23 protein-coding genes and 1 tRNA gene are annotated in these 21,196 nt (G+C 69.1%); 6 read left to right on the forward strand and 18 right to left on the reverse strand.

Translation table 11 applies throughout. The features are described 5' to 3' along the window. Positions 1–59: 59 nt before the first annotated feature. From HUN07_RS12810 to HUN07_RS27270, 4 genes are all read right to left on the reverse strand, one after another. Positions 60–497: a VOC family protein gene (locus HUN07_RS12810; protein WP_114723041.1), complete on the reverse strand. Its 438-nt coding sequence runs from the start codon at positions 495–497 to the stop codon at positions 60–62. Between the two features lie 88 nt (positions 498–585). Then, a complete protein-coding gene (locus tag HUN07_RS12815) occupies positions 586–1,266 on the reverse strand; it encodes a ScbR family autoregulator-binding transcription factor (protein WP_174910055.1) in 681 nt (226 codons plus the stop codon). Positions 1,267–1,364: 98 nt separating this feature from the next. Beyond that, a complete protein-coding gene (locus HUN07_RS12820; RefSeq protein WP_174910057.1) occupies positions 1,365–2,423 on the reverse strand; it encodes a nucleoside hydrolase in 1,059 nt (352 codons plus the stop codon). Next, positions 2,420–2,554 carry a hypothetical protein gene (locus HUN07_RS27270; RefSeq protein ID WP_302675485.1) on the reverse strand — a complete coding sequence of 45 codons (135 nt, stop codon included), beginning with the start codon at positions 2,552–2,554 and terminating at the stop codon, positions 2,420–2,422. The genes HUN07_RS12820 and HUN07_RS27270 overlap by 4 nt, the downstream gene beginning before the upstream one ends. Before the next feature lie 77 nt (positions 2,555–2,631). Here HUN07_RS27270 and HUN07_RS12825 point away from each other — a divergent pair, with 77 nt between their 5' ends. Then, complete coding sequence (locus HUN07_RS12825) at positions 2,632–3,351, forward strand: lysoplasmalogenase (protein WP_174910059.1); 720 nt, start codon at positions 2,632–2,634, stop codon at positions 3,349–3,351. Here the strand turns inward: HUN07_RS12825 and HUN07_RS12830 are convergent. Next, the gene (locus HUN07_RS12830) at positions 3,303–4,565 is read right to left on the reverse strand and encodes a CoA transferase (protein WP_254622919.1); all 1,263 of its coding nucleotides are present in this window, start codon (positions 4,563–4,565) and stop codon (positions 3,303–3,305) included. The genes HUN07_RS12825 and HUN07_RS12830 overlap by 49 nt on opposite strands. Positions 4,566–4,735: 170 nt before the next feature. On the opposite strand from HUN07_RS12830, the gene HUN07_RS12835 reads away from it, so the two are divergent. Next, complete coding sequence (locus tag HUN07_RS12835; protein ID WP_114723044.1) at positions 4,736–5,278, forward strand: DinB family protein; 543 nt, start codon at positions 4,736–4,738, stop codon at positions 5,276–5,278. Positions 5,279–5,357: 79 nt separating this feature from the next. Further along, entirely contained in the window at positions 5,358–6,233 is an 876-nt protein-coding gene (locus tag HUN07_RS12840) for a class II glutamine amidotransferase (RefSeq protein ID WP_114723045.1), read from the forward strand. A gap of 3 nt (positions 6,234–6,236) precedes the next feature. Here HUN07_RS12840 and HUN07_RS12845 read toward each other — a convergent pair whose 3' ends face one another. The 4 genes from HUN07_RS12845 to HUN07_RS12860 all read right to left on the reverse strand — a co-directional run bounded on the left by HUN07_RS12845 (position 6,237) and on the right by HUN07_RS12860 (position 9,980). Next, complete coding sequence (locus HUN07_RS12845; protein ID WP_174910061.1) at positions 6,237–7,487, reverse strand: saccharopine dehydrogenase family protein; 1,251 nt, start codon at positions 7,485–7,487, stop codon at positions 6,237–6,239. Positions 7,488–7,529: 42 nt separating this feature from the next. Then, entirely contained in the window at positions 7,530–7,910 is a 381-nt protein-coding gene (locus tag HUN07_RS12850; RefSeq protein ID WP_174910063.1) for a DUF2784 domain-containing protein, read from the reverse strand. A gap of 92 nt (positions 7,911–8,002) precedes the next feature. After that, positions 8,003–8,398: a universal stress protein gene (locus tag HUN07_RS12855; protein ID WP_114723048.1), complete on the reverse strand. Its 396-nt coding sequence runs from the start codon at positions 8,396–8,398 to the stop codon at positions 8,003–8,005. A 139-nt stretch (positions 8,399–8,537) separates the two neighbouring features. Further along, positions 8,538–9,980, reverse strand: coding sequence for an SDR family NAD(P)-dependent oxidoreductase (locus HUN07_RS12860; protein ID WP_441346813.1), 1,443 nt, complete (start codon positions 9,978–9,980; stop codon positions 8,538–8,540). 221 nt (positions 9,981–10,201) lie between these two features. Here HUN07_RS12860 and HUN07_RS12865 point away from each other — a divergent pair, with 221 nt between their 5' ends. Then, positions 10,202–11,419, forward strand: coding sequence for a S8 family peptidase (locus HUN07_RS12865; RefSeq protein ID WP_114723050.1), 1,218 nt, complete (start codon positions 10,202–10,204; stop codon positions 11,417–11,419). Between the two features lie 161 nt (positions 11,420–11,580). On the opposite strand, the gene HUN07_RS12870 is transcribed toward HUN07_RS12865, so the two are convergent. Further along, positions 11,581–11,666 (reverse strand) — tRNA-Leu (locus HUN07_RS12870). A gap of 213 nt (positions 11,667–11,879) precedes the next feature. On the opposite strand from HUN07_RS12870, the gene HUN07_RS12875 reads away from it, so the two are divergent. Both HUN07_RS12875 and HUN07_RS12880 read left to right on the forward strand, forming a co-directional pair. Continuing rightward, on the forward strand, positions 11,880–13,205 hold the full coding sequence (locus HUN07_RS12875) for a M20/M25/M40 family metallo-hydrolase (RefSeq protein WP_254622920.1): 1,326 nt from the start codon (positions 11,880–11,882) through the stop codon (positions 13,203–13,205). A 33-nt stretch (positions 13,206–13,238) separates the two neighbouring features. After that, entirely contained in the window at positions 13,239–13,769 is a 531-nt protein-coding gene (locus HUN07_RS12880) for a YbhB/YbcL family Raf kinase inhibitor-like protein (protein WP_174910069.1), read from the forward strand. A 63-nt stretch (positions 13,770–13,832) separates the two neighbouring features. Here HUN07_RS12880 and HUN07_RS12885 read toward each other — a convergent pair whose 3' ends face one another. The 8 genes from HUN07_RS12885 to HUN07_RS12920 all read right to left on the reverse strand — a co-directional run bounded on the left by HUN07_RS12885 (position 13,833) and on the right by HUN07_RS12920 (position 20,979). Next, the gene (locus HUN07_RS12885) at positions 13,833–14,903 is read right to left on the reverse strand and encodes a quinone-dependent dihydroorotate dehydrogenase (RefSeq protein ID WP_174910071.1); all 1,071 of its coding nucleotides are present in this window, start codon (positions 14,901–14,903) and stop codon (positions 13,833–13,835) included. An 8-nt stretch (positions 14,904–14,911) separates the two neighbouring features. Next, positions 14,912–15,160, reverse strand: coding sequence for a DUF5703 family protein (locus HUN07_RS12890; protein WP_174910073.1), 249 nt, complete (start codon positions 15,158–15,160; stop codon positions 14,912–14,914). Positions 15,161–15,166: 6 nt separating this feature from the next. After that, positions 15,167–16,183 (reverse strand): hypothetical protein, encoded by a 1,017-nt coding sequence (locus HUN07_RS12895; protein WP_174910075.1) that lies wholly within the window; start codon positions 16,181–16,183, stop codon positions 15,167–15,169. A 123-nt stretch (positions 16,184–16,306) separates the two neighbouring features. Further along, complete coding sequence (locus HUN07_RS12900; protein WP_174910077.1) at positions 16,307–17,173, reverse strand: heme ABC transporter ATP-binding protein; 867 nt, start codon at positions 17,171–17,173, stop codon at positions 16,307–16,309. Then, positions 17,173–18,231 (reverse strand): FecCD family ABC transporter permease, encoded by a 1,059-nt coding sequence (locus tag HUN07_RS12905; RefSeq protein ID WP_174910079.1) that lies wholly within the window; start codon positions 18,229–18,231, stop codon positions 17,173–17,175. Before HUN07_RS12905 ends, HUN07_RS12900 begins: the two co-directional genes overlap by 1 nt. Next, positions 18,228–19,247, reverse strand: coding sequence for a heme/hemin ABC transporter substrate-binding protein (locus tag HUN07_RS12910; RefSeq protein ID WP_174910081.1), 1,020 nt, complete (start codon positions 19,245–19,247; stop codon positions 18,228–18,230). The genes HUN07_RS12905 and HUN07_RS12910 overlap by 4 nt, the downstream gene beginning before the upstream one ends. Beyond that, positions 19,244–19,927: a biliverdin-producing heme oxygenase gene (locus tag HUN07_RS12915; RefSeq protein WP_174910083.1), complete on the reverse strand. Its 684-nt coding sequence runs from the start codon at positions 19,925–19,927 to the stop codon at positions 19,244–19,246. Before HUN07_RS12915 ends, HUN07_RS12910 begins: the two co-directional genes overlap by 4 nt. A gap of 116 nt (positions 19,928–20,043) precedes the next feature. Continuing rightward, a complete protein-coding gene (locus tag HUN07_RS12920) occupies positions 20,044–20,979 on the reverse strand; it encodes an aldo/keto reductase (RefSeq protein WP_174910084.1) in 936 nt (311 codons plus the stop codon). Positions 20,980–21,196 lie beyond the last annotated feature (217 nt).

Raw genomic sequence — 21,196 nt, forward strand, 5'->3', positions numbered from 1 at the left:
CGGAACCACGACGAGGGCTCCACACCGTCCGACGGTGTGGAGCCCTCGTCGTTTCCGTCTCACATGTCGGTGGTCAGCCGTACCCGTCCCTCGGAATCGATACTCCAGCCAGGGTTGTGGCAGATCTCCCAGATCACGCCGTTGGGGTCGGCGAAGTGTCCGTGATAGCCGCCGAACGCCGCGCGCTGCGGGTGTTTGATCAACGACGCTCCCGCGCGGACCGCCGCGGCGACCAGCGCATCGACCGCTTCCGGTCCGGCGACGTTGTGCGAGAACGTGATCCCCGATGTGGCGACGTGGGTACCGGGCCGGCCGATGTCCTCACGGAACTTCTCCGCGTCGAACAGTCCCAGGACCATCCCCGGCGCGGTCTGGAAGAAGATGATCTCCCCAGGCACGTCCAACAGCGGTTCCCACCCGAGTCCGCCGCAGTAGAACGCGCGCGCCGCGTCGAGGTCGGGCGTCGCGAGGGTGACGAAGTGGATGTGTTGTTCCATGTCCCGGAGTGTCGCACCGATACGTGTGATCCGCACGGGCCCCGCATCGCCGATCACGATGCGGGGCCCGGGCGGTGTGTGAATTGATTCAGACGTCGACGGACGGATCCGCTGTTGCCGTGACTGCTTCGGCCGGGGGTGTCCACCGCGCGACGCGGACCTCGGCGAGTTCGGCCGCGTCCTGGGTGGTCGCGATGCTCGGCAGCAGGTATCCCCACATCTCGTCGATGCGTTGCTCGATGTCTCTGCGGCGTGCCAGGACCTGGGATACGAGTTGGACGCCGGTGAACGACCCGATCATGAAGCGGGCCAGCGTGGGAGGATCGACGGTCCCGCGGATCTCACCCCGGGCGATGCCCGACTCGATGAGTTTCTGCGCGCTCGCGATCCAATCGATGTATGGCTGGGCCGGGGCGTCCGCAGTTCCGCTGAACTCGAGTGTCAGCCGCGTGCCCGCGCGGACGATCGGATCGTGCACTATCTGCCGGGCCATCTCGTGACACAGCATCACGAGTTGTCGCAGTGAGCCCGCACCGGTGTTTGCGATCGCATCGACCGTGTCGATCGACGTTCGATGGTGCTCCTCTATGACGACCCTCGCGAGTTCGTCCTTGGACCGGAAGTGGAAGTAGAGCGCACCCTTGGTGGTTCCCGCCCCGTCGACGATGTCGCCGAGGCTCGCTCCTTCGAATCCTGACTGCTCGAACATTCGAGCCGCTCCGGTGATGATCTGTTGCCGTGTTGCCACAGCGCGTGCCTGTCTTACCACGTGAACCGCCTTTTCCCGACTTGACGATCCGGTCGAGCGCACGGTCGCTGTGCGGACTGGACGCTCTTCCAGATCGACGAAACCGTACCAGTGTCGAGCTACCGGTCGGTTCGGTTCCCCGGGGGTGTCACGGTGCGTGCGAAGGCGGCGAGACGGAGGATCAAGTCGTCGAGAAATGCGTCCGCGTCGGTTTCCCAGGTGATCGCCGCGTTGGGAGACCTTCCCCACAATCCGTGCCAGTCGGCGACGGTCTGCCCGCGGGTGATCCGCCCCTCGGTTTCCACGTCCACCGTGGCGGCGCGATAGCGGGCGATCGTGGGATCGAGCGCGACGGCGGCGGCGAACGGATCGTGCATGTGCGCGATGAAACCCTGTCCGTGGTCGCGGTGGAACTGGAAGTAGAAGCGCACCGCGTCAGACAGGTGTCGCACGATCGGATTCGACGTCGTGGACCGGGCGTCCGGGGCGTCGTCGGAGCCGATGAGCTCGACCGGTGTGCTGTCGGCGAGCTCGGCCAGCCGACGCAGATGGTCGGGGCGTAGCTCGATCCGCTCGGTGACGTCGAGGCCGCAGACGATCGGGGCACGGTCCTCGGGCACCGACGAGAACGCCGCGAAGACCTCGGCGGCCGCCTCGGGGTCGACCGAGATGTTCCACTCCGCGACCGGCGTGGTGTTGCCCGGGTGCTGGAAGGCCCCACCCATCACGACCAGCCGCCGGAGCCGCTGGGGGAGTTCGGGATCGGCGCGGATCGCGAGCGCCAGATTGGTGAGGGGACCGGTCACGAGCCCGACCAGTTCGCCGGGATTCTCGCGGGTGAGTTCGATCCACGCCTGCGCGGCGGAACGCTCGGACAGGGCCCGAGTGGACGGCGGCAGGACCGCGTACCCGATGCCCTGCGGGCCGTGGGTGTCCTCGGTGGTGCGCAGCGGGATCTTCAGGGGGCCGTTGGCGCCGACCGCGACCTCGATGTCGGGGCGCCCGCACAGGTCCAGCCACGCCAGGTTGTTGGCCGCGACCTGCGCGGTCGGGACATTGCCGGCGGTCGACAGGACCGCGACGATGTCGGCGTCCTCCCGTGCCAGCAGATAGAGCAGCGCGACCGAGTCGTCGATCCCGGTGTCGACGTCGACGATCAGTCGGGTCGGCGGGGTCATCGCGAACCGGCCGTGACGGTTTCCCGGTGATGGACCGGGAAATTGACGGATCGGGCGATGAAGCAGTTCTCGGGGGCGACCACATGATCGCCTGTCCAGGTCACGTCGAGGACGTAGCTGTGTATGGTCACGTCCCCATTCTCGCGGAATCCGGTTGGATGCGAGACAAACTCGTGTCCGGCCGGATGCGGCCGCCTAGCATGACGGCGTGATTCCTCGGCAGCGTGCGGTGCGGTTCGTGTGGGTGGTATTCGGGTTGCTGGCGATCGTGCACCTGTCGGCGCAATTGGTCGACCGGGAGCGGGTCGCAGACGTCACCCAGTGGTTCCTGATGCCGGTGCTGGCGGGAGCGTTGTGGCTCGGGACGGGCGGGTCTGCCGCCCCCGGACGCAGTCGACTGGTCGTGCTGACCCTCGTCGCGCTGGGCTTCTCGTGGCTGGGCGACACCGCTCCCGATCTCGCCGACGGCGACCTCTCGTTCCTGCTGATGGTCGGATTCTTCCTGCTGGCACAGGTGGCCTACATCGCGGCGTTCGCGCCGTACGGGCGCGCGGAGGTGTGGGGTCGTCGCCGCTGGTCGACCGTCGGGTACCTCGTCGCGGTCGGGTTCCTGGTCCTGGCGTGCGCGCCCGGCGCCGGCCCGCTGCTGGTGCCGGCCCTGCTCTACGGCTCCGCGCTCGGTGCGATGGCCATCCTCGCTGCGGGGGTGAACCGGTTGGTCGCGGTCGGCGGCGCACTGTTCCTGGTGTCTGACGGCATGATCGCGCTGGGCGCGTTCGCGGACTGGTTTTCTCCGCCGGTCGAGGGGTTCTGGGTGATGCTCACCTACATCGCCGCGCAGGTGCTGATCGTGCTCGGCGTGCAGGCGGCGGACCGCGATCACCAGCGCGGTTCGTCGGCACCCCACGTTCTCGCCGGGAACGGGTAGTCGTCGAACCCGGCAAGGACCGGTCGTGCCGTGGTGATTCCGCCGTGGCTCACGACCGTGTCCGGTCCGGGAAGTTGGGCGGCCCGAGCGGCCTCCCGGCGTCCGGGGGCGTCGAGCAGCGATGAGGCGGTGCGCGCGAGGGAGACGTCGATGTCCCGTCCCGCGCCGTCGGCGAGGCGCCCGGTCAGGGCGTCGAGGACACCGGCGGCGAGCAGATACCCCGACGCGTGGTCGAGCACCTGCGCGGGCAGCGGGCCCGGTCGGCCGTCGCCCTCGATCAACGCGATGCCCGACGCTGCCTGGACGATGCTGTCGAATCCGCGACGCCCCGCCCACGGCCCGGCGTGCCCCCACGCGCAGACGCGGCCCCGGACCAGGCCCGGACGAACCTCCGAGAGGTCCCCGACGAGCGCCTCGATGGCGCCCGGCCGGTAACCGGTGAGCAGCACGTCTGCGCCCGACACCAGATCCCGAAAGGTTGCGAGCCCCTGAGGATTCCGCAGGTCGAGCAGCGCCGAGCGCTTCCCCTGCCCGTTCTCGAGATGCTGCCATTCGATCTCCGGCAGCTGCGGCGGATCGATCCGGAGGACGTCGGCGCCGAGCAGGGCCAGCGAGCGCGAGGCCACCGGGCCTGCGATGACGCGGGTCAGGTCGAGGACCCGGACCCCAGACAGCGGGGCGGACGGCGTTGCAGTCGGGGCGGCCGGGCCGTGATCGCGGCGGACTCGGACGCCCACCATATCGCCCGCGGCGGCGGCGATTCCGGGCTCCGACGACGCCCACTCCCGTTCGCTGCGCACGCGCACCGCGATCGCGCCGGCGGCCGCAGCGGTGTCCTCGATGTCGGTGGCCGACAGCTCCGCGACCCGGCGGGCGAAGCTCGCGCGAGTGGTGTCGTCCGGCAGTGCCAGCGCCGTGAGCAGGCGCGCCCGGTGATGCGGATAATTCGCGTGCGTGCGGACCCAGCCGTCGGCGGTCGCGAAGAATCCTGACAACTCGGCGAACCCCTCCACCGGCTGCCCGTCGCGGCGAAACATCCTGTCCCCGGAGAACGACGCTGCGATCCGGTCCGGAGCGGGTCGGTACGGCGACACCGGGAGCCCGACTGCGGCCCTCAGTCCGTCGGCCGCGGCGGCGAACCGGGACACCGCCAGGTGCGCCAGGTCGAGCGCGGGCAGCCGTGCGGACAGATACTCGTCCGAGTGGGTGGTCACTGTCGCGAGCGTACGGTCCGTGCCGAGCGTCGGCGCTGCGACCCGCGGCGCCGTCTCCCGGCAGCGGCGACTCCTGAGCCGCGTCCCAAGATTGCGGACCGTAGTTGTCCGTAATTGCTCGTAGCGTGGTTCTCATCGAGCTTCACCGACACGACCGAAGGGCGACAGACATGACCGGGAACTCCACGACCCCCACCGCCGGCGAGAAGGCCGACATCCTCGCGATGCTTGCGGACCAGCGCAACAGTCTGCTCATCACCGTCCGCGGCATCGACGACGAACAGGCCCGGGCGCGCAGCACTGTCAGCGATCTGACGCTCGGGGGCCTGATCAAGCACGTCTCGCGGATGGAGCGGAACTGGGTCCGGAACATCGTCGAACGGGACGAGACCGCGGAGTTCGACATGGAGGTCGCGATGGAGACATATTTCATGGCCGAGGGCGAGTCGATCTCCGGGTTGCTCGCCGAGTACCGGGCGGCGGTGGAGGAGACCGAGCGGGTGGTTGCGTCGCTCGACGACCTCGATCTGCAGGTGCCGTTGCCCACCGCTCCGTGGGCGCCGGAACGTCAGTGGTGGAGTGCCCGCCGCGTGCTGCTGCACATCCTGCGCGAGACCGCCCACCATTCGGGTCACGCGGACATCATCCGCGAGGCCCTCGACGGGGCGAACACCACGATGCAGATGGGGGCGGACGCCGGTATGGAGTTCTGACGGGAGAACGGGCACGCCGCGCGGGTGTGCCCGTTCATACTGGTCGAAACCCGGCCTCGAGACGAGGAGGACGACGGCCATGTGTCGACTGTTCGGACTGTCCGCGGCCCCACACCGCGTCATCGCCACCTTCTGGCTGCTCGACGCCGAGGACAGCCTCGCGGAGCAGAGCAGGCGCATGCCGGACGGTACCGGCCTCGGCACGTTCACCGCGGACGGTTTGCCTCGCGTCGAGAAGCAACCCCTCGCGGCGTACCGGGACCGGCAGTTCGCGCGCGAGGCGAGGGAGCGCGAGTCGGAGACGTTCGTCGCGCACGTGCGGTACGCCACGACCGGAGAGAACGACGCCGTCAACACGCACCCGTTCGAGCAGCAGGGACGACTGTTCGCGCACAACGGGGTGATCGAGGACCTGACCGAGCTCGAGGCCGAACTCGGTGACTACCGCGATCTCGTCAGGGGCGAGACCGACTCGGAGCGGTTCTTCGCGCTGATCACCCGGCGCATCGACGAGAACGGCGGTGACGTCGCGGCCGGCATCGCGGCGGCGACCGGGTGGATCGCCGACAACCTCCGGATGCTCGCGCTGAACTTCGTGCTCGCGACTGCGGACGAGTTGTGGGCGTTCCGGTACCCGGATGCGCACGACCTGCTGGTCCTGCGGCGCCGACCCGGCGGGTCCAGCGGGCGCCGACACCTCGAACAGGCCAGCACGGCCGGCACCGTCCGCGCCCGGTCCGGGGCCCTCGCGTCGCTGCCCGCGGTGGTGGTCGCCACCGAGCAGATGGACGAGGATCCGGACTGGGAGTCGCTGTGTCCGGGCGAGTTGCTTCACGTGGCGGCGGATCAGACGGTGACCAGGACCATGGTGCTCGACAGGCCGCCGCGACACCGGCTGGCCCTGTCGGACCTCACGGGCCGTGCGGCCGCGGCTCAGGCGCCGAGCGGCCCCTGAGCCTCAGGCGCGCTGCGCCCGAATGACCAATCCGGCGTCCCGCAGTCGCGTCACCAGCACGTCGCCCAGCGCCGTCGCCGGCGTCAACACACCGGACCTGTCCGGGAGGTCGTCGCGCTGCAACGCCAGCGCCAGGGCTGATTCGCCGAACATCACCGCCGTCGCCGCGTACCCGGGATCGCCCTCGGCGGCGACACGGGCCGTGTAACGAGCGCCCGTCGTCGTGTCGCCGTACAGATCGATCGTGAAGTGGCCGTTGCGCCGGGCCTTCTCGCTCGGCCCCTCGCCGGGCTTCGGCAGTACCCGATCCAGCAGCCACCGGGTCGGCGGAAACAGTAGCCCGGCCACGGCCGCGCCCATGCCGACCGCCACTGCGCCCGCGATCGCCCGTGACGCGAACGACGACCCGACGTTCATCACCTCGCGGTAGCGGAACTGCTTGCCGTACGCGTAATCGGCGAGGGCGTTGGTGCGGCGCACGACGCGGGTGTTGGCCGACGCCATGAAGAACGGTGCCTTCCAGCCCTCCAGCCCGGGCGCGATGTCCGACCCGCGGACGACCGCCATGTCGGACTGGCGACCGAGGTCCGGTTCGGCCGCGCGGTCCGGGCTCAGCGAATACGGCGCCGCGGCGATGCGCCGCAAGGTGGCGTCGCGTTTGACGACGTCGAGTTGGGTGCGGACCGAGTCGATCGTGCCGCCGCTGGCACCCCCGCTCATCGAGGTCACGACCAGCGTCGTGTCGGTCAACTCTCCGGCGCCGTCGGCCTCCACCTGACGATGCAGGACGTGGACGCCCAGGTCCGAGGGAATCGAGTCGAAGCCGCACGAGTGGACGATCCGCGCGCCGCTCGCGCGGGCGGTGTCGTGGTACAGGTCGATGCTGTCGCGCGCGAAGAGGGTCTCGCCGCTGAGGTCGGCATAGTCGGTGCCGGCCTCCGCGCAGGCCCGGACGAGCGGCAGACCGTACTTGGCGTACGGGCCGACCGTCGTCGCGACGACGTGCGTGGCGGCGGCGAGGGCGCGGAGAGAAGCGTCGTCACCGGCATCGGCCAGCAGCAGGGGCCACTCGGCAGCGGCCGGTCCCAGCTGGCGGCGAACCCGTTCGAGCCGGTCGATCGAGCGGCCGGCCAGCCCGATGCGGGTGCGGGCGGGCGCATGTTCGCTCAGGTACTCGGCCACCAGCCTGCCGACGAAGCCGGTGGCTCCGTAGACGACGACGTCGAGATCGCGGGTTCGCGGGGCAGCTGTCATGCCGACGACCCTACTCGTGGGTAATGATTTGTGCGGCGTACATCACACCGGCGCGTGCCACCACCCCGAGCGATGACGCCGCAGGACGACGTACCCGATCCACGACGCGATCACGCACGCCGCGACCAGGCCGCGGACCAATCCCACGGCATTCTCGGGATACACGACACCGGTCAGATAGTGGGAAATGAACCCAGTGGACGGCAACTGCTGGTCACCGGCCCGCTGCCGGGCCCAGTTCTCGAGGTTCGTGAGCGGACATTCCAGGCCGGCCAGGACCGTGCTGAAACCCCAGGCGACCGCGGCGACGTGCAGCCAGATCGTGCGGCGCCACCGCCACGCGAGGAAGCCGCCGGCCACGACATAGCCGAGGAATGCCAGGTGGACCACCACCGTGGCATCGGCCAACAATCGATACAGCACCGCGACACCTCCCGACGTCGGGATGGGACCACTCGGTTTTCAGGCTACTGCGGGTCGAGCTGCCTGCGGTGCTACTGCGGTGCTATTGGGTGCTATTGCGGTTCCTTGACGACGAGGATCGGCACGTCGACCTCCAGCAGTAGGCGCTGCAGCGACCGTTCTAGAAGGAACTTGCCGATCGGCGACATCCGTTTGCTGCCCGCGACGAACAATCCTGCGCCGCTGTCGGAGACCAGGTCGACGAGAGCGCCGACACGGTCGCCGCTGTGCTCGCCCGTCCGCAACTCCCACGGAGATCCCCCCACCCCGCCGTTGTCGAGAACGGTCTGCACCGACGCACGCATTGCCTCGACGTCACCGTCTCCTGCGGCGTCGTCGAGGATGTGCAACACCAGGAGCTGCTCGCGACGCTGCATGGCCTCGCGTGCGGCGTACACCATCGCAACGCGCCCCTCTGGAGTATCGCTGTATGCAACGGCAATGGCCATGGAGCCTCCCAGACGAGTGAAACAGTGCCCGTCCAGTATCGCCGCTCGGCCGCCGAAGCACCGTGTGGCACACGTCGCGATTCAGGTGTGACGTGCGCCCGTCGGCCCGAGTTTCGGGGTCGTGCGTGGGAGTGAGTGGCTACCAGGGCGAGGTCTGATAGTCCTTGAGGAAGCACCCGTACAGGTCGACGCCCGCCTCACCCTGCACGATCGGGTCGTACACACGCGCCGCGCCGTCCACCAGGTCGAGCGGGGCGTGGAAGCCCTCGTCGGCCAGTCGCAGTTTCGTGTAGTGCGGGCGCTCGTCGGTGATCCAGCCGGTGTCGACCGCCGTCATGAGGATGCCGTCCTCGAGCATCTCCTTGGCGCTGGTGCGGGTGAGCATGTTCAGCGCGGCCTTCGCCATGTTGGTGTGCGGGTGGCCCGGACCCTTGTATGCGCGGCTGAACTGGCCCTCCATCGCGGAGACGTTCACCACGTACTTGCGCCGCGCCGCCGCCGCCGCCATCGACGGCCGCAGCCGCGAGACGAGGATGAACGGGGCGACCGAGTTGCACAACTGCACCTCGAGAAGCTCGATCGGGTCGACCTCCTCGACCGTCTGCACCCAGCTGTTGGTGTGCGCGATATCGGGCAGCAGGCCGCCCGCGTCGATCGCGACGCCGCGCTCGATGCGGGCGGGTGTCGCCGAACCGGCGACCAGCGCGAGCGAGCTGACCTCCGCGGCCGACAGGTTCGCGGCCGAGGCGAGCGTCGCCGTCGACAGCGATCCGGCCAGGGCCGCCGGGTGTGCCTCGCTGGTCTTGCCGAACGTCACGACGTCGGGCAGTTCGCCCGCAGGCAGCGCGCCGGACTCGGCCTCCGCGAGCGCGCTGTAGGCGCCGGGGGAGCGGCGGACCGTCTGCGCGGCATTGTTGATCAGGATGTCCAGCGGACCCTGTGCGGCAACGGAATCGGCGAGCGCGACCACCTGGGCGGGATCGCGCAGGTCGATGCCGACGACCCGCAACCGGTGGATCCAGTCGGCGCTGTCCTCCATCGCCTTGAAGCGGCGGATGGCGTCGTTCGGGAATCGCGTCGTGATGGTCAGGTGGGCGCCGTCGCGCAGCAACCGCAGCGCGATGTACATGCCGATCTTGGCGCGTCCGCCGGTCAACAGGGCGCGGCGCCCCGTGAGATCGGTGCGGGCGTCACGCTTGGCGTGACTGCAGGCCGCGCACTCCGGACACAACTGGTGGTAGAACGCATCCACCTGTGTGTACCGCTGCTTGCAGATGTAGCACGGCCGCGGGCGGATGAGGGTCCCGGCGGTCGCGCCGGCGGCGCTGGAGGTGAGCGCAATCCCTGCGGTCTCGTCGTCGATCCTGTCGGGTGAGCCCGTGGCGGTGGCCGCGACGACGGCCCGATCGGCCTCGGACACCGCGTCCCGCGTCTCGACGCGACGGCGGCGCTTGAGCTTCTTGAACAGGTTGCCGACCGCGCGCTGGAGCGCGACCGAGTCGGGGTGGTCCGCGTCGAGCGCGGATGCCTCCGACAGCACCCGCATGCAGATGTCCAAATCGGCGGGATCGATACCCGTCATCGGTTGTGCCATCGGTAGGTAACTCAGTCCTGATCTCGTGCGCGTGTGCGTGATCCCGTGCGGGTGGTCGACGGATCAGTCTACCGAGTACTCGATCGGGCTCTTCCGGCCGCTGTGCTGGTGACACCGTGCCCTCGTCAGAGGAGCATGTGAAGTACCAGGGGGAGTGCCCCCGGGGCAGTCCCCCGCTCGAGAGATGACACTCGAGGAGGGTGAGGACAATGAGCAAGTCGAACGGGTCCGGCCAACCCGGATCGGACCGATCGGGCGCGTCGACGGCCTCCGCCGTCGGCACATTCGAGATGTTGCACGCGGAATCGGTGGTGCCGGTCGAGTCGCCACTGCAGAAGGAAGGCCCATTTCTTCCGGAACTGACCGAGGTGGATCTGCTGGTACGCGCACCCGAGGCGCGACGCGACTTCAACGTGTCGGGCTCCGGCGTCACCGTCGCGGTGCTCGACACCGGATTGCGTTCCACACACGTCGATTTCGCGGGACGAGTGGTTCCGGGCCGCAACTTCACCTCCGACTACGGCGGGGATCCCGCCGAGATCACCGACGGGAACGGACACGGCACTTCCGTCGCGGGCATCGCCTGTGCGGGACGGATCCACACCGGAATCGCACCGAACGCGCGGGTGGTGCCGGTCAAGGTCCTCGCCAACGACGGCACGGGTCGCTTCGCCGACATCCGCGACGCACTGGACTGGGTCCTCGACCGGCGCGCGTCGCTCGGGATCTCGGCGCTGTGCCTGGCGACCGGTGCGTCCGACAACCGCACGACGGACACCGACATGCCCGGCGACGCGATCGGGGCGCTGCTGCAGGAACTCACCGACGAGGGCGTGTGCTGCTGTGTGGCGGCCGGCAACGACTACTACGCACACGGCGGCATGCAGGGAATGTGCTACCCGGCGGTGTTCCGCCAGACGATCAGCGTCGGTGCGGTGTACGACGCCGACGAGGGCAGCTTCCGCTACCGCGACGGCGCCAAGGCGTTCGCGTCGGACTCCGACCGCCTCACGCCGTTCACGCAGCGACTGCACCGGACCGTCGGTGGCCCGTGTGCGACCGACACCTTCGCACCGGGATCGCCGATCACCTCGTCGGGCATCCTCAACGACACCGGTGAGTCGATCCAGTACGGGGCCAGTCAGGCGACACCGGTCGTGCTGGGCGTCGTGGCGCTGCTGCAGTCGTTCTACCTGCGCACGATGGGGCATCTGCCCACCGTGGTGGACGTCAAGCGGTGGCTGGCCCGTGGCTCGACAGTGGTCTATGACGGCGCCGACGACCACGACAACGTCAATCACACCGAACTGACCTTCCCGCGGACGAGCGCGCTCGGATCGCTGCTGGTGTGTGCGAAGGACCTCGCGGTGCGGGAACTGGCGACGGCCGATCGGGCGAGCATGCGGATGGGGGCGATGCGCCACTGAGACGAGTTCGCGGGAACGTGTACGGAGTGATCGAAAGACGGTGGCTCCGAACGAGAGTGGCTCCGAACGACAGTGGCACCGAGGAGTACACAGAAACGAGAAGATCCCCGGCTCCTGGAAAACCAGGTACCGGGGATCTTCTCGTCTGTCTCAACTCAGAGTGTCCGAGGGGGGACTTGAACCCCCACGTCCGTTAATAGGACACTAGCACCTCAAGCTAGCGCGTCTGCCATTCCGCCACTCGGACTCGTTGTTGCAAGCTGTTCAGTTGTTTTTCTCTTTGCCCCGTTCTCCGGGTGCCTGGAAAGATTATCCGATCTTTCGCCAGGTCCAAAATCGCCTGGTCAGAGGAGGGTTTTGGACCAAAAGCGGGCATCGATGGTTGCACGTGCTGTCGCTGCGACGGTGGTAGGAAAGTGAGGTGCCATCACATGAAGAAGCAGTGTCCTCACCACAGCCCGTGAGTCGCGCCGAATCGGAGGTCGTCGACCTCGTCAGCGCGCTGATCCGGTTCGACACCTCCAACACCGGCGAACTCGAGACCACCAAGGGCGAGCGGGACTGCGCCCTGTGGGTGCAGTCCAAGCTCGAGGAGGTCGGGTACGAGACCGAGTACGTCGAATCCGGTGCCCCCGGGCGGGGCAATGTCTTCGCGCGGCTGCGCGGTGCGGATCCCGGGCGCGGAACGCTGATGATGCACGGCCACCTCGACGTCGTGCCCGCCGAGCCCGCGGACTGGAGCGTGCACCCGTTCTCGGGGGCCGTCGAGGACGGTTACGTGTGGGGCCGTGGCGCGGTCGACATGAAGGACATGTGCGGGATGATGCTGGCGTTGGCCCGCCAGTTCAAGGCCGAGGGCACCGTGCCGCCGCGGGACATCCTGTTCGCGTTCGTCGCGGACGAGGAGGCCGGCGGCAAGTGGGGCTGCCAGTGGCTGGTCGATCACCGGCCCGATCTCTTCGAGGGCGTCACGGAGGCGGTCGGGGAGGTGGGCGGCTTCTCGCTGACCATCCCGCGCGCGGACGGCACGGAACGCCGCCTGTATCTCGTGGAGACGGCCGAGAAGGGGCTCGGCTGGATGCGGCTCACTGCCAAGGCCACCGCAGGCCACGGATCGTTCCTGCACGAGGACAACGCGGTGACGATCCTCGCCGACGCGGTCTCCCGGCTCGGCAACCACACTTTCCCCCTCGTGATGTCCGATTCGGTCGCGGAGTTCCTCACCGTCCTCTCCGAGGAGACCGGCGTCGACTTCGACCCGAACTCGCCCGACATCGACGGCACCCTGGCGAAACTCGGCAGCATCGCCCGGATCATCGGCGCGACGCTGCGCGACACCGCGAACCCGACGATGCTCAAGGCCGGCTACAAGGCCAATGTGATCCCGCAGACCGCGGAGGCCGTGTTCGACTGCCGCGTCCTGCCCGGCCGGCAGGCCGCGTTCGAGCGTGAGGTGGACGAGCTGATCGGGCCGAACGTCACGCGCGAGTGGATCACCAAGCTCGATTCGTACGAGACGACGTTCGACGGCCACCTGGTGGACGCTATGAACGACGCCGTGCTCGCGCACGATCCGAACGGCCGCACCGTGCCGTACATGTTGTCGGCGGGCACCGACGCAAAAGCGTTCGCGCGCCTGGGGATTCGCTGCTTCGGCTTCGCGCCGCTGCGGCTGCCGCCGGAGTTGGACTTCGCGGCGCTGTTCCACGGCGTCGACGAGCGGGTGCCGGTGGACGCGTTGCACTTCGGCACCCGAGTGATGGAACACTTCCTGCTACACAGCTGACCCGCTGTACCCGAGATCTGGGAGAGGATTCACATGGCACACGATCCGTACGACGGACTGCCCGACCTGCCGTCCTTCACGCTGACGTCCGACGACGTCACCGACGGCGCCCCGCTGAAGAACGATCAGGTCAGCGGGATCTTCGGGGCCGGTGGACACGACATCTCGCCGCAGCTGTCGTGGTCCGGGTTCCCGCCGGAGACCAAGAGCTTCGCGATCACGATGCTCGACCCGGACGCTCCGACGGCGTCGGGCTTCTGGCACTGGGCGGTCGCGAACATCCCCGTCACCACCACGTCGCTGCGCGCCGATGCGGGCGACGAGACCGGTTCCGGGCTGCCCGAGGGCGCCGTCTCGCTGCACCACGACGGCGGTCTGTCGCGGTTCCTCGGCGCGGCGCCGCCGCAGGGGCACGGGCCGCACCGCTACATGTTCGCGGTCCATGCGGTGGACGTCGACCACCTCGACGTCACACCCGACTCGACGCCGGCATTCCTGGGCTTCAACCTGTTCTCGCACGCGATCGCGCGTGCCGTCATCACCGGTACGTACGAGCAGAAGTAGACCGGCACACAGCAGGCCCGTCACCGCGATCGGTGACGGGCCCTGCTCGTGGAATCCGGGGTACTACGTGCGGGCGCCGGCACCCACCGCGTCGCGGATCGACTGGAACCCGGCCTCGCGGACCTTCCGGGCCAGGCCCTTGTTCAGCTTGTGGGCGTAGAACGGCCCGCCGTAGATGAAGCCGGTGTAGCCCTGGACCAGGGTCGCCCCGGCGAGGATCCGTTCCCAGGCCTGATCGACGGTCTCGATGCCGCCCACCGAGATCAGCACCAGCCTGTCGCCGACCCGCGCGTGCAGACGGCGCAGCACCTCGAGCGAACGCCGCGCGACGGGGGCGCCGGACAGGCCGCCCGCGCCGATCTCCTCGATCCGCGACTGCGGGGTGCGCAGGCCCGTGCGGGAAATCGTGGTGTTGGTGGCGACGATGCCGGCCAGGCCCAGTTCGACGGCGAGATCGGCGACGGCGTCGACGTCCTCGTCGGACAGGTCGGGTGCGATCTTCACGAGCACCGGGATGTGCACGGTGTCGAGCACCGCCTGCAGCAGCGGGCGCAGCGACTCGACGGCCTGCAGGTCGCGCAGCCCGGGGGTGTTGGGGGAGCTGACGTTGACGACGAGGAAGTCGGCGAGCGGTCCCAGCAGACGCGCGCTGGCGGTGTAGTCGCCGGCCGCCTCCTCCGCGGGAACGATCTTGGTCTTGCCGATGTTCGCGCCGATCGGTACGTCACCGCGGCGGTGCCGCAGGTAGTTCGCGGCATTGCCGGCGCCGTGGTTGTTGAAGCCCATCCGATTGATCAGTGCCCGATCGTCGGACAGACGGAACAGGCGCGGCGCGGGATTGCCGGGCTGGGCCTGAGCGGTGACGGTGCCCACCTCGGCGAAGCCGAAGCCCATCGGTCCCCACGTGTCGACGCCGGTCGCGTCCTTGTCGAACCCGGCGGCAAGCCCGACCGGTGCCGGGAAGTCGACGCCGAACGCCGTGGTGCGCAGTGCCGGATCGTCGACGACGAGCACCTTGGCGACCAGTGCACGGATCGGCGCGAACCGCGTCACGACCCGCATCGCGGCGAACGCGAGGTGATGGATGCGTTCCGGGGGGATCCGGAACATCAGACGCAGAAGCAGGTGGTACACGAATCTCCCTAGATTCCAGGTGCCGGAATGTGATGGGTGGTCTTGCGGCGGCGGAGCAGGATCCGACGGCTGCCGTCGGTGTACAGGCGGACGCGTGAGAGCTCCCAGCCGCCGAACTCGGCCTGCAGTGCCAGTCGCATCGACGCGCTCACCCGGGTGACGTCACGGGGCAGGCTCAGCGGAATGTACTCGAACTCCTCGGAGTCCGTCTCCCATTCGCGGGGAATCCCGCTGCGCCGCTGCGACCTGGACGTCACCGTGGATCACCCCGCCGCGAGCGGGATCGTCTGCAGTCCGTCGCCGACCGCGGACCCGACGACGAGGGTGCCGGTGGCGGTGTCCACCGCGACAGAGTTGGGCTGGCGGACGGTGTCGTAGCGGACCTTCTCGACGGGGATGCCGGTCGAGATATCGTAGCCGACCACCTTGTTGCTGGCGGTCAGCGTGACCCACACGAGATCGGTCCGCTCGTCGTAGGCGATCCCGTACGGGGCGTTCGCGACGGGGTACCGCTGGCGCATGATCAGCGGGTCGGTGGTGAACACCAGCAGTTCGTTGCCGGCGGTGTCGGTGACCAGGATCCGGCCGTGCTCGTCGGTGATCAACTGGGTGGCGCCCTCGCCGGCGCGCAGGGCCAGGCCCAGGTCCGCGTCGTCGAGGTCGATCTGCGTCAGCGACGTCTGGCGGCGATCCAGTGCGCTGAGGTCGCCCTTGGTGAGCGCGAGCGCGTCGACGGAGGCCAGGCCCGAGATCGTCTCGGAGACCGATCCGGAGGGGTCGACGATCTGGATCCGGCCGTTGGCCAGGCCCACCGCGAGCTTGCCGTCGGGCAGGAAGACAGCCGAGCGCGCGTCGCCGTCGACGGTGACGGACGACGACACGCCCCCCGCCTTCAGGTCGACGATCTGCACGCGGCCGTTCATGGGCAGCAGGAGTCGGCCCTCGGGGGCCGATGTCATCTGCGCGGCGACACCGTCGATCGGGATCTCGCGGGGCGCGCCACCGCCGTCCGGTGTGGCGCTCAGGGTGAACAGTTTGCTGCTGCCGTCGGTCAGCAGTGCGGTGGTGTTCGACGTGGGGTCGAACGTGATCGCGTCGATCGGCCGACCGAGGTTCTGCACCGCACCGGCGGGGGTGGCGCCGGCGGGGGAGACCGCCGCGGTGGCCGGTTCGATGGTCTTGAGGTCGTCGGCGTTCTTCTCGGACGAACACCCGGTGAGCAACAGCAACGCGGCAGCCCCAATCGTGCAAGCGGTGATGCGCGGTGCCGGTACTCGCATGGGTGTGCTCCTCGGATGCTGCAGCAGTGCTGCCGTGTGGTGCGTGTGTGCTCGCCTTCTAGCATCCATGATCGACCGGACCGGCCGGAATCCGAGTCACCCCGGACGTGAGGCGTACGACACTCACTCCCCGGCGGCCGGTGTGCCGTCCCGGCGCGGGAGCACCAGCGTGGCGCCCGACCGGGGGTGCCTGAACACCTCGACCGGATGGCCGTAGACGCGGGACAGCAACTCCTCGGTGAGCACCTCGGCCGGTGGTCCGTCGGCGGCCGCACGGCCGTTCTCGAGGACGCAGATCCGGTCGGCGTACGCCGCGGCCAGTCCCAGGTCGTGGAGCACGACGACAACGGCGGCACCGTCGGCCGCCCGGTCGCGGGCGATGCGCATCACGGACTCCTGGTGACCCAGGTCGAGGGCCGCGGTGGGCTCGTCGAGGAGGGCGGTCTCGGTGTCCTGCGCGAGCACACGGGCGAGTGCGACGCGCGCACGCTCGCCGCCCGAGAGGACGCTGAACGGCCGGTCCGCGAGGTGTCGGACGTCACAGATGTCCATGCACTCGTCGATGACCTTGTCGTCGTCGGTGTCCCGCCCGGTGCGCTGCCACGGCGCGCGCCCCATCGTGACCACCTGGCGGGCGGTGAACGAGAACCCCACGGTGTGCTGCTGCGGCAACACAGCGCGCCGGCGCGACATGTCCGACGGTGTCCAGTCGCCGAGCGGCTTGCCGTCGAGTTCGACGGTGCCCGCCGCGACCGCCTGGTCGCCCGACAGCGCCGCCAGCAGCGTGGACTTGCCGGCGCCGTTGGGGCCGACCAGTGCGAGCACCTCACCGGAGCGGACCGTGAGATCGACGCCGTCGAGGACGGTGCGTCCGCCCCGCTCGACGTTGATCCCGGTGGCCCGCATCGTCACGGCGCCGCGTTCGGTGCGCGCGGGGACGTCGGTGGCGCGGCCGAACAGGCTTCGGGTGCGGTCGATCATCGAGCCCATCACGCCCACCCGCCCTGACGGGAACGGGTGCGGCGCAGGAGCCAGAAGAAGAACGGTCCACCCACGAGCGAGGTCAGCATGCCGAGCGGAAGGTCGGCGTTGTCCACGAGCGTGCGGGAGCCGAGGTCGGCGGCCAGCAGGACCACTGCGCCACCGAGCACGCTCGCGGGCAGTAGTAGTCGATGCCCGGGGCCGACGAGCATGCGCATCACGTGCGGTACGACGAGGCCGACGAACAGGATGATGCCGGTGAACGCGACGCCCGACGACACCAGCACCGCGACGATCACGATCGCGATCAGTCGCAGCTTCTCGACGTCGACACCGAGGTGCCGCGCCGCGCTCTCGCCGAGGGCGAGCAGGTCGAGTTTCGGGGCGATCAGCATCGACGCGGCGATGCCCGCGATCGCCATCGGGGCGACGATCGCGACGGCGTTCCAGCTGGCGCCGTTGAGGCTGCCCATCTGCCAGAACACGATCTGGTCGCGGGCAGCGGGGCTCGCGACGAACGTGAAGAACGCGATGAGTCCTCCGGCGAACGCGTTGATCGCGACGCCGGTGAGCACGAGGGTGACCACCTCGGTTCGGCCGCCGGAACGGGCGAGGAGGTAGACGAGGGTGGTCGTGATCAGTCCCGCCACGAAGGCGGAGCCCGCGACGGCCGGTCCGGCGGTGAATGCGCCGCCCAGCACGATCGCGGCACTGGCACCCACCGCGGCGCCGGCCGAGACGCCGATGACGCCCGGCTCGGCGAGCGGGTTGGAGAACACGCCCTGCAGGAGGGCTCCCGAGCAGCCGAGCGCCGCGCCGACGAGGATCGCGAGGATCACGCGCGGGAACCGCACCTGCCACAGCGTCACCTCGCCGCTGGGATGCGACGGCATCGGTCCGATGTCGAGCCCGATGCGGTGCAGGACGCTGCCCAGGACCTCGGCCGGGCTGGTCGGCACCTGACCGATGCAGGCCGACGCGAGGGCCAGCACGGCCAGCAGGACTACCAGCCCGACGATGACCGTGCCGGGCCGCACCCGGGGCCGGCTGGCTACCGAGGTACTCATTCCGCGTCGGGGTGGTAGATCGCCTCGGCCAGCGCCGCCAGCACCTGGCCGGTGTTGGAGCCGAAGCTGAGCAGCATGGTGTCGGACATGTCCACGACCCGCTTGTTCTGGCCGGCCGGAGTCTGCGCGATACCCGGAACCTTCTCCAGGCCGTCGACTCCACCGATGGATTGGAGGCCACCGCTCATCATCAGCATGACGTCGGGTGCCGCCGCGATCATGGCCTCACTCGTGATCGGGACGAACTCGCTGGTCAGGCCCGAAGCGGTGCCCGCGTCCGTGGCGCCGAGCGCCTCGATCAGCGAGTCGGCACCGGAACCGGGTCCGGCGAGCATCGTGATTGAGGGACCACGCATGTAGAGGAACGCGATCTTCAGCGCCTCGGAACCGGCAGGAACCAACGCCTTCGCGTCGGCGATCTCCTGCTCGGTCCGTGCGACGAGCTGCTCTCCCTGTGCGGGCACGCCCAACGCCGCGGCCACCGCGGTGATCTGCCCCGGCACACCTTCGAGGGTGCGGGTGGGATCGAAGTAGACGACCGGAACCCCGGCAGCGCGGAGCTGATCCTGTACCGACTTGGGGCCGATGCTGGTGTCGGTCAGCATCACGGTCGGGGACAGGTTCAGGATCGCCTCGGCATTCATCGCCTGTCCGCCGGGGGTGATGTTGGGGATGTCCTTCGCGGCCGGGAAACCGGATGCAGTGTCGCGACCGACGACGTTGTCACCGAGACCCAGTGCGAACACCGTTTCGGTCAGGGTGCCGTATCGGTCGGCCGTCACGATCCGGCTGGCATCGTTGATCGTGACGTCGACACCGTCGAAACTGCGCACCGTGACCGGAAGTTGCGGGGTCGGGCTGTCCGCAACCGGTCGTGGATCGGCGTCGGCGACCACCGCGGTGGTCTGGCCGTGCTGCGCGGTTTCGTCGGTCGCGACGGACGTGCAGGCCGCGAGTGAGACTACGGTCGCGGCCGAGGCGGCCACGACGAGGAGCCGGGAGAGCGCAGATCTCATTTCACAAGGTAGCGATCGATATCGGCCTCGAGATCGGCGAACAGGCCGCCGTTGAGGCCGTACGCGAGGTTGACCTCGCTGATGAAACGTGCCTGCTCGTCTGCGGACAGCGGTGCCTGATCGAGCTTGGCGCGGTACTCGTCCTTGAACACCTTCGGCTTGGCGATCTGGTCGAAGATGTAGAACCGCAGGCCGTCGACCTCGTAGCCGTACGCGCGCTCGAGCATGCGTCGGATGATCTGACCGCCGGACAGGTCACCCATGTAGCGCAGGTAGTGGTGCGCGACGAAGTCGGCCGGGGAGGTGAAGGCGACCTCTTCGAGGCGCGCGACGTACGCCGCGGTCGCGGGAGTCGCGACCAGCTGGTCGCGCCAGGCCGGGCCGAGTAGGAACTCGAGGTCGGCCGCGAGGGCCGGCAGGCGGACGAGCTCGGGAGCGATGAACGGCGCAGCGATCGGGTCGGCGACGTGGGTGTCGGCGGCGCGCTCGAGCACCTCGTAAACGAGGTAGGTCTGTGCCAGTAGGGCCGCGAAGCCCTCCTTGGTGAGCTTGCCGGCGAGGAGATCGCCCACGAATCGGGACTGCTCGGTGGCGCGGTGAGCCGCATCGGTCTCGGTCTTGATGCGCTCGGCGAAACCGGCGAGCTCGCCGGCCTCGGTACCCTGGTCGAGCACGTCCATGTGATCTCCTTCACGATGACATTCGTCAGACACAACGGCTACGAGGTTAGCCTATCCTCGCGATCGTTGTCGTCACTAATCACCCTGAATCAATCGAAAGTTGGACGCTCGACCGATCAGGCGCTGACGTCGTCGAGCGCCGATGCGATCGCCGCCGGCAACTCGAGCTCCTCGGCGGACAACACGCCGGTGAGCTGGGCGAGATCTCGTGCGCCGACCACCGCGCTCGCGACACCGGGCCGGTCCCGCGCCCATGCGAGTGCCACCGCGAGCGGTGACGTGCCCAGACCGTCGGCCGCGGTGAGGACCGCGTCGACCACCCGGACCGAGGACTCCGTGAGGTAGCTGCGGACCTCGGCGGCGTGCTGCTCGTCCGCGCCGCGCGAATCGGCCGGGATCCCGTCCCGGTACTTGCCGGTGAGGACGCCGCCCGCGAGCGGAACCGCGGCGAACACGCCGATGCCGTGATGAGCCGCGGCGGGAAGCAGCTCTTCCTCGACACCGCGGGCGAGGAGCGAGTACTCGGCCTGGGTCGCGACCAGTCGCCCCGGCCCGCGATAGCCCGCCGCGGTCGCGAGCTGCCAGCCCAGGTAGCCGCGGGCCCCCGTATATCGGACGCGGCCGCTGCTGACCGCATGGTCGAGAGCCGACGCGACCTCGTCCACCGGGGTCAGCGGATCCCACGTCGCTACCTGCCACATGTCGAGGTGGTCGGTGCCGAGTTCGCGCAGTGTCGAATCCAGCTGCGCGAGCAGACCGCGGCGGGAACAGTCCACGCGCTGCCCGTTGTGCGCGTACGGATTGATTCCGGCGCTACCACCGAGGATCAGGTATTCGCGGGGCACCACGTCATCGAGCAGTTCCGCGAGCAGGCGCTGGGCCTTCCCGTCGCCGTAGGCGGGCGAGGTGTCGACGAGGGTGCCACCGGCATCGACGAACGCGGACAGCTGTGCCGCAGCTTCGTCACCGTCGGTATCCCGACCCCAGTGCAGGGTCCCCAGCCCGAGCCTCGACACGCGCAGACCGCTCGTTCCCACCGCTCTGTATTCCATAACCGCCCACGTCTCGACACCGGATGTTTCAGCTGACTTCACCGGCAGGACAACGCCCGCCGGTGTGAAGAACACTAGTAGCGCGCACGGCGCGCCGAGTACAGCCACGCCGGGTACCGTCTGTCCGGTGAAACTTGGACCACACGCGTGTAATACGGATGCCCGCAACCTGATCCGCCGCACCTCACTCGACGCGAGTGGCCCGGGGTCCCTCGCG

Source organism: Rhodococcus sp. W8901, from assembly GCF_013348805.1.
GTDB lineage: Bacteria > Actinomycetota > Actinomycetes > Mycobacteriales > Mycobacteriaceae > Prescottella.

Excerpts from the sequence above, each read along its gene's own strand:
- HUN07_RS12810 (WP_114723041.1), bottom strand. The coding sequence starts at position 497 with ATGGAACAACACATCCACTTCGTCACCCTCGCGACGCCCGACCTCGAC.
- HUN07_RS12820 (WP_174910057.1), bottom strand. The coding sequence starts at position 2,423 with ATGACCCCGCCGACCCGACTGATCGTCGACGTCGACACCGGGATCGAC.
- HUN07_RS12835 (WP_114723044.1), top strand. The coding sequence starts at position 4,736 with ATGACCGGGAACTCCACGACCCCCACCGCCGGCGAGAAGGCCGACATC.
- HUN07_RS12840 (WP_114723045.1), top strand. The coding sequence starts at position 5,358 with ATGTGTCGACTGTTCGGACTGTCCGCGGCCCCACACCGCGTCATCGCC.
- HUN07_RS12845 (WP_174910061.1), bottom strand. The coding sequence starts at position 7,487 with ATGACAGCTGCCCCGCGAACCCGCGATCTCGACGTCGTCGTCTACGGA.
- HUN07_RS12855 (WP_114723048.1), bottom strand. The coding sequence starts at position 8,398 with ATGGCCATTGCCGTTGCATACAGCGATACTCCAGAGGGGCGCGTTGCG.
- HUN07_RS12860 (WP_441346813.1), bottom strand. The coding sequence starts at position 9,980 with ATGACGGGTATCGATCCCGCCGATTTGGACATCTGCATGCGGGTGCTG.
- HUN07_RS12865 (WP_114723050.1), top strand. The coding sequence starts at position 10,202 with ATGAGCAAGTCGAACGGGTCCGGCCAACCCGGATCGGACCGATCGGGC.
- HUN07_RS12880 (WP_174910069.1), top strand. The coding sequence starts at position 13,239 with ATGGCACACGATCCGTACGACGGACTGCCCGACCTGCCGTCCTTCACG.
- HUN07_RS12895 (WP_174910075.1), bottom strand. The coding sequence starts at position 16,183 with ATGCGAGTACCGGCACCGCGCATCACCGCTTGCACGATTGGGGCTGCC.
- HUN07_RS12900 (WP_174910077.1), bottom strand. The coding sequence starts at position 17,173 with ATGGGCTCGATGATCGACCGCACCCGAAGCCTGTTCGGCCGCGCCACC.
- HUN07_RS12905 (WP_174910079.1), bottom strand. The coding sequence starts at position 18,231 with ATGAGTACCTCGGTAGCCAGCCGGCCCCGGGTGCGGCCCGGCACGGTC.
- HUN07_RS12910 (WP_174910081.1), bottom strand. The coding sequence starts at position 19,247 with ATGAGATCTGCGCTCTCCCGGCTCCTCGTCGTGGCCGCCTCGGCCGCG.
- HUN07_RS12915 (WP_174910083.1), bottom strand. The coding sequence starts at position 19,927 with ATGGACGTGCTCGACCAGGGTACCGAGGCCGGCGAGCTCGCCGGTTTC.
- HUN07_RS12920 (WP_174910084.1), bottom strand. The coding sequence starts at position 20,979 with ATGGAATACAGAGCGGTGGGAACGAGCGGTCTGCGCGTGTCGAGGCTC.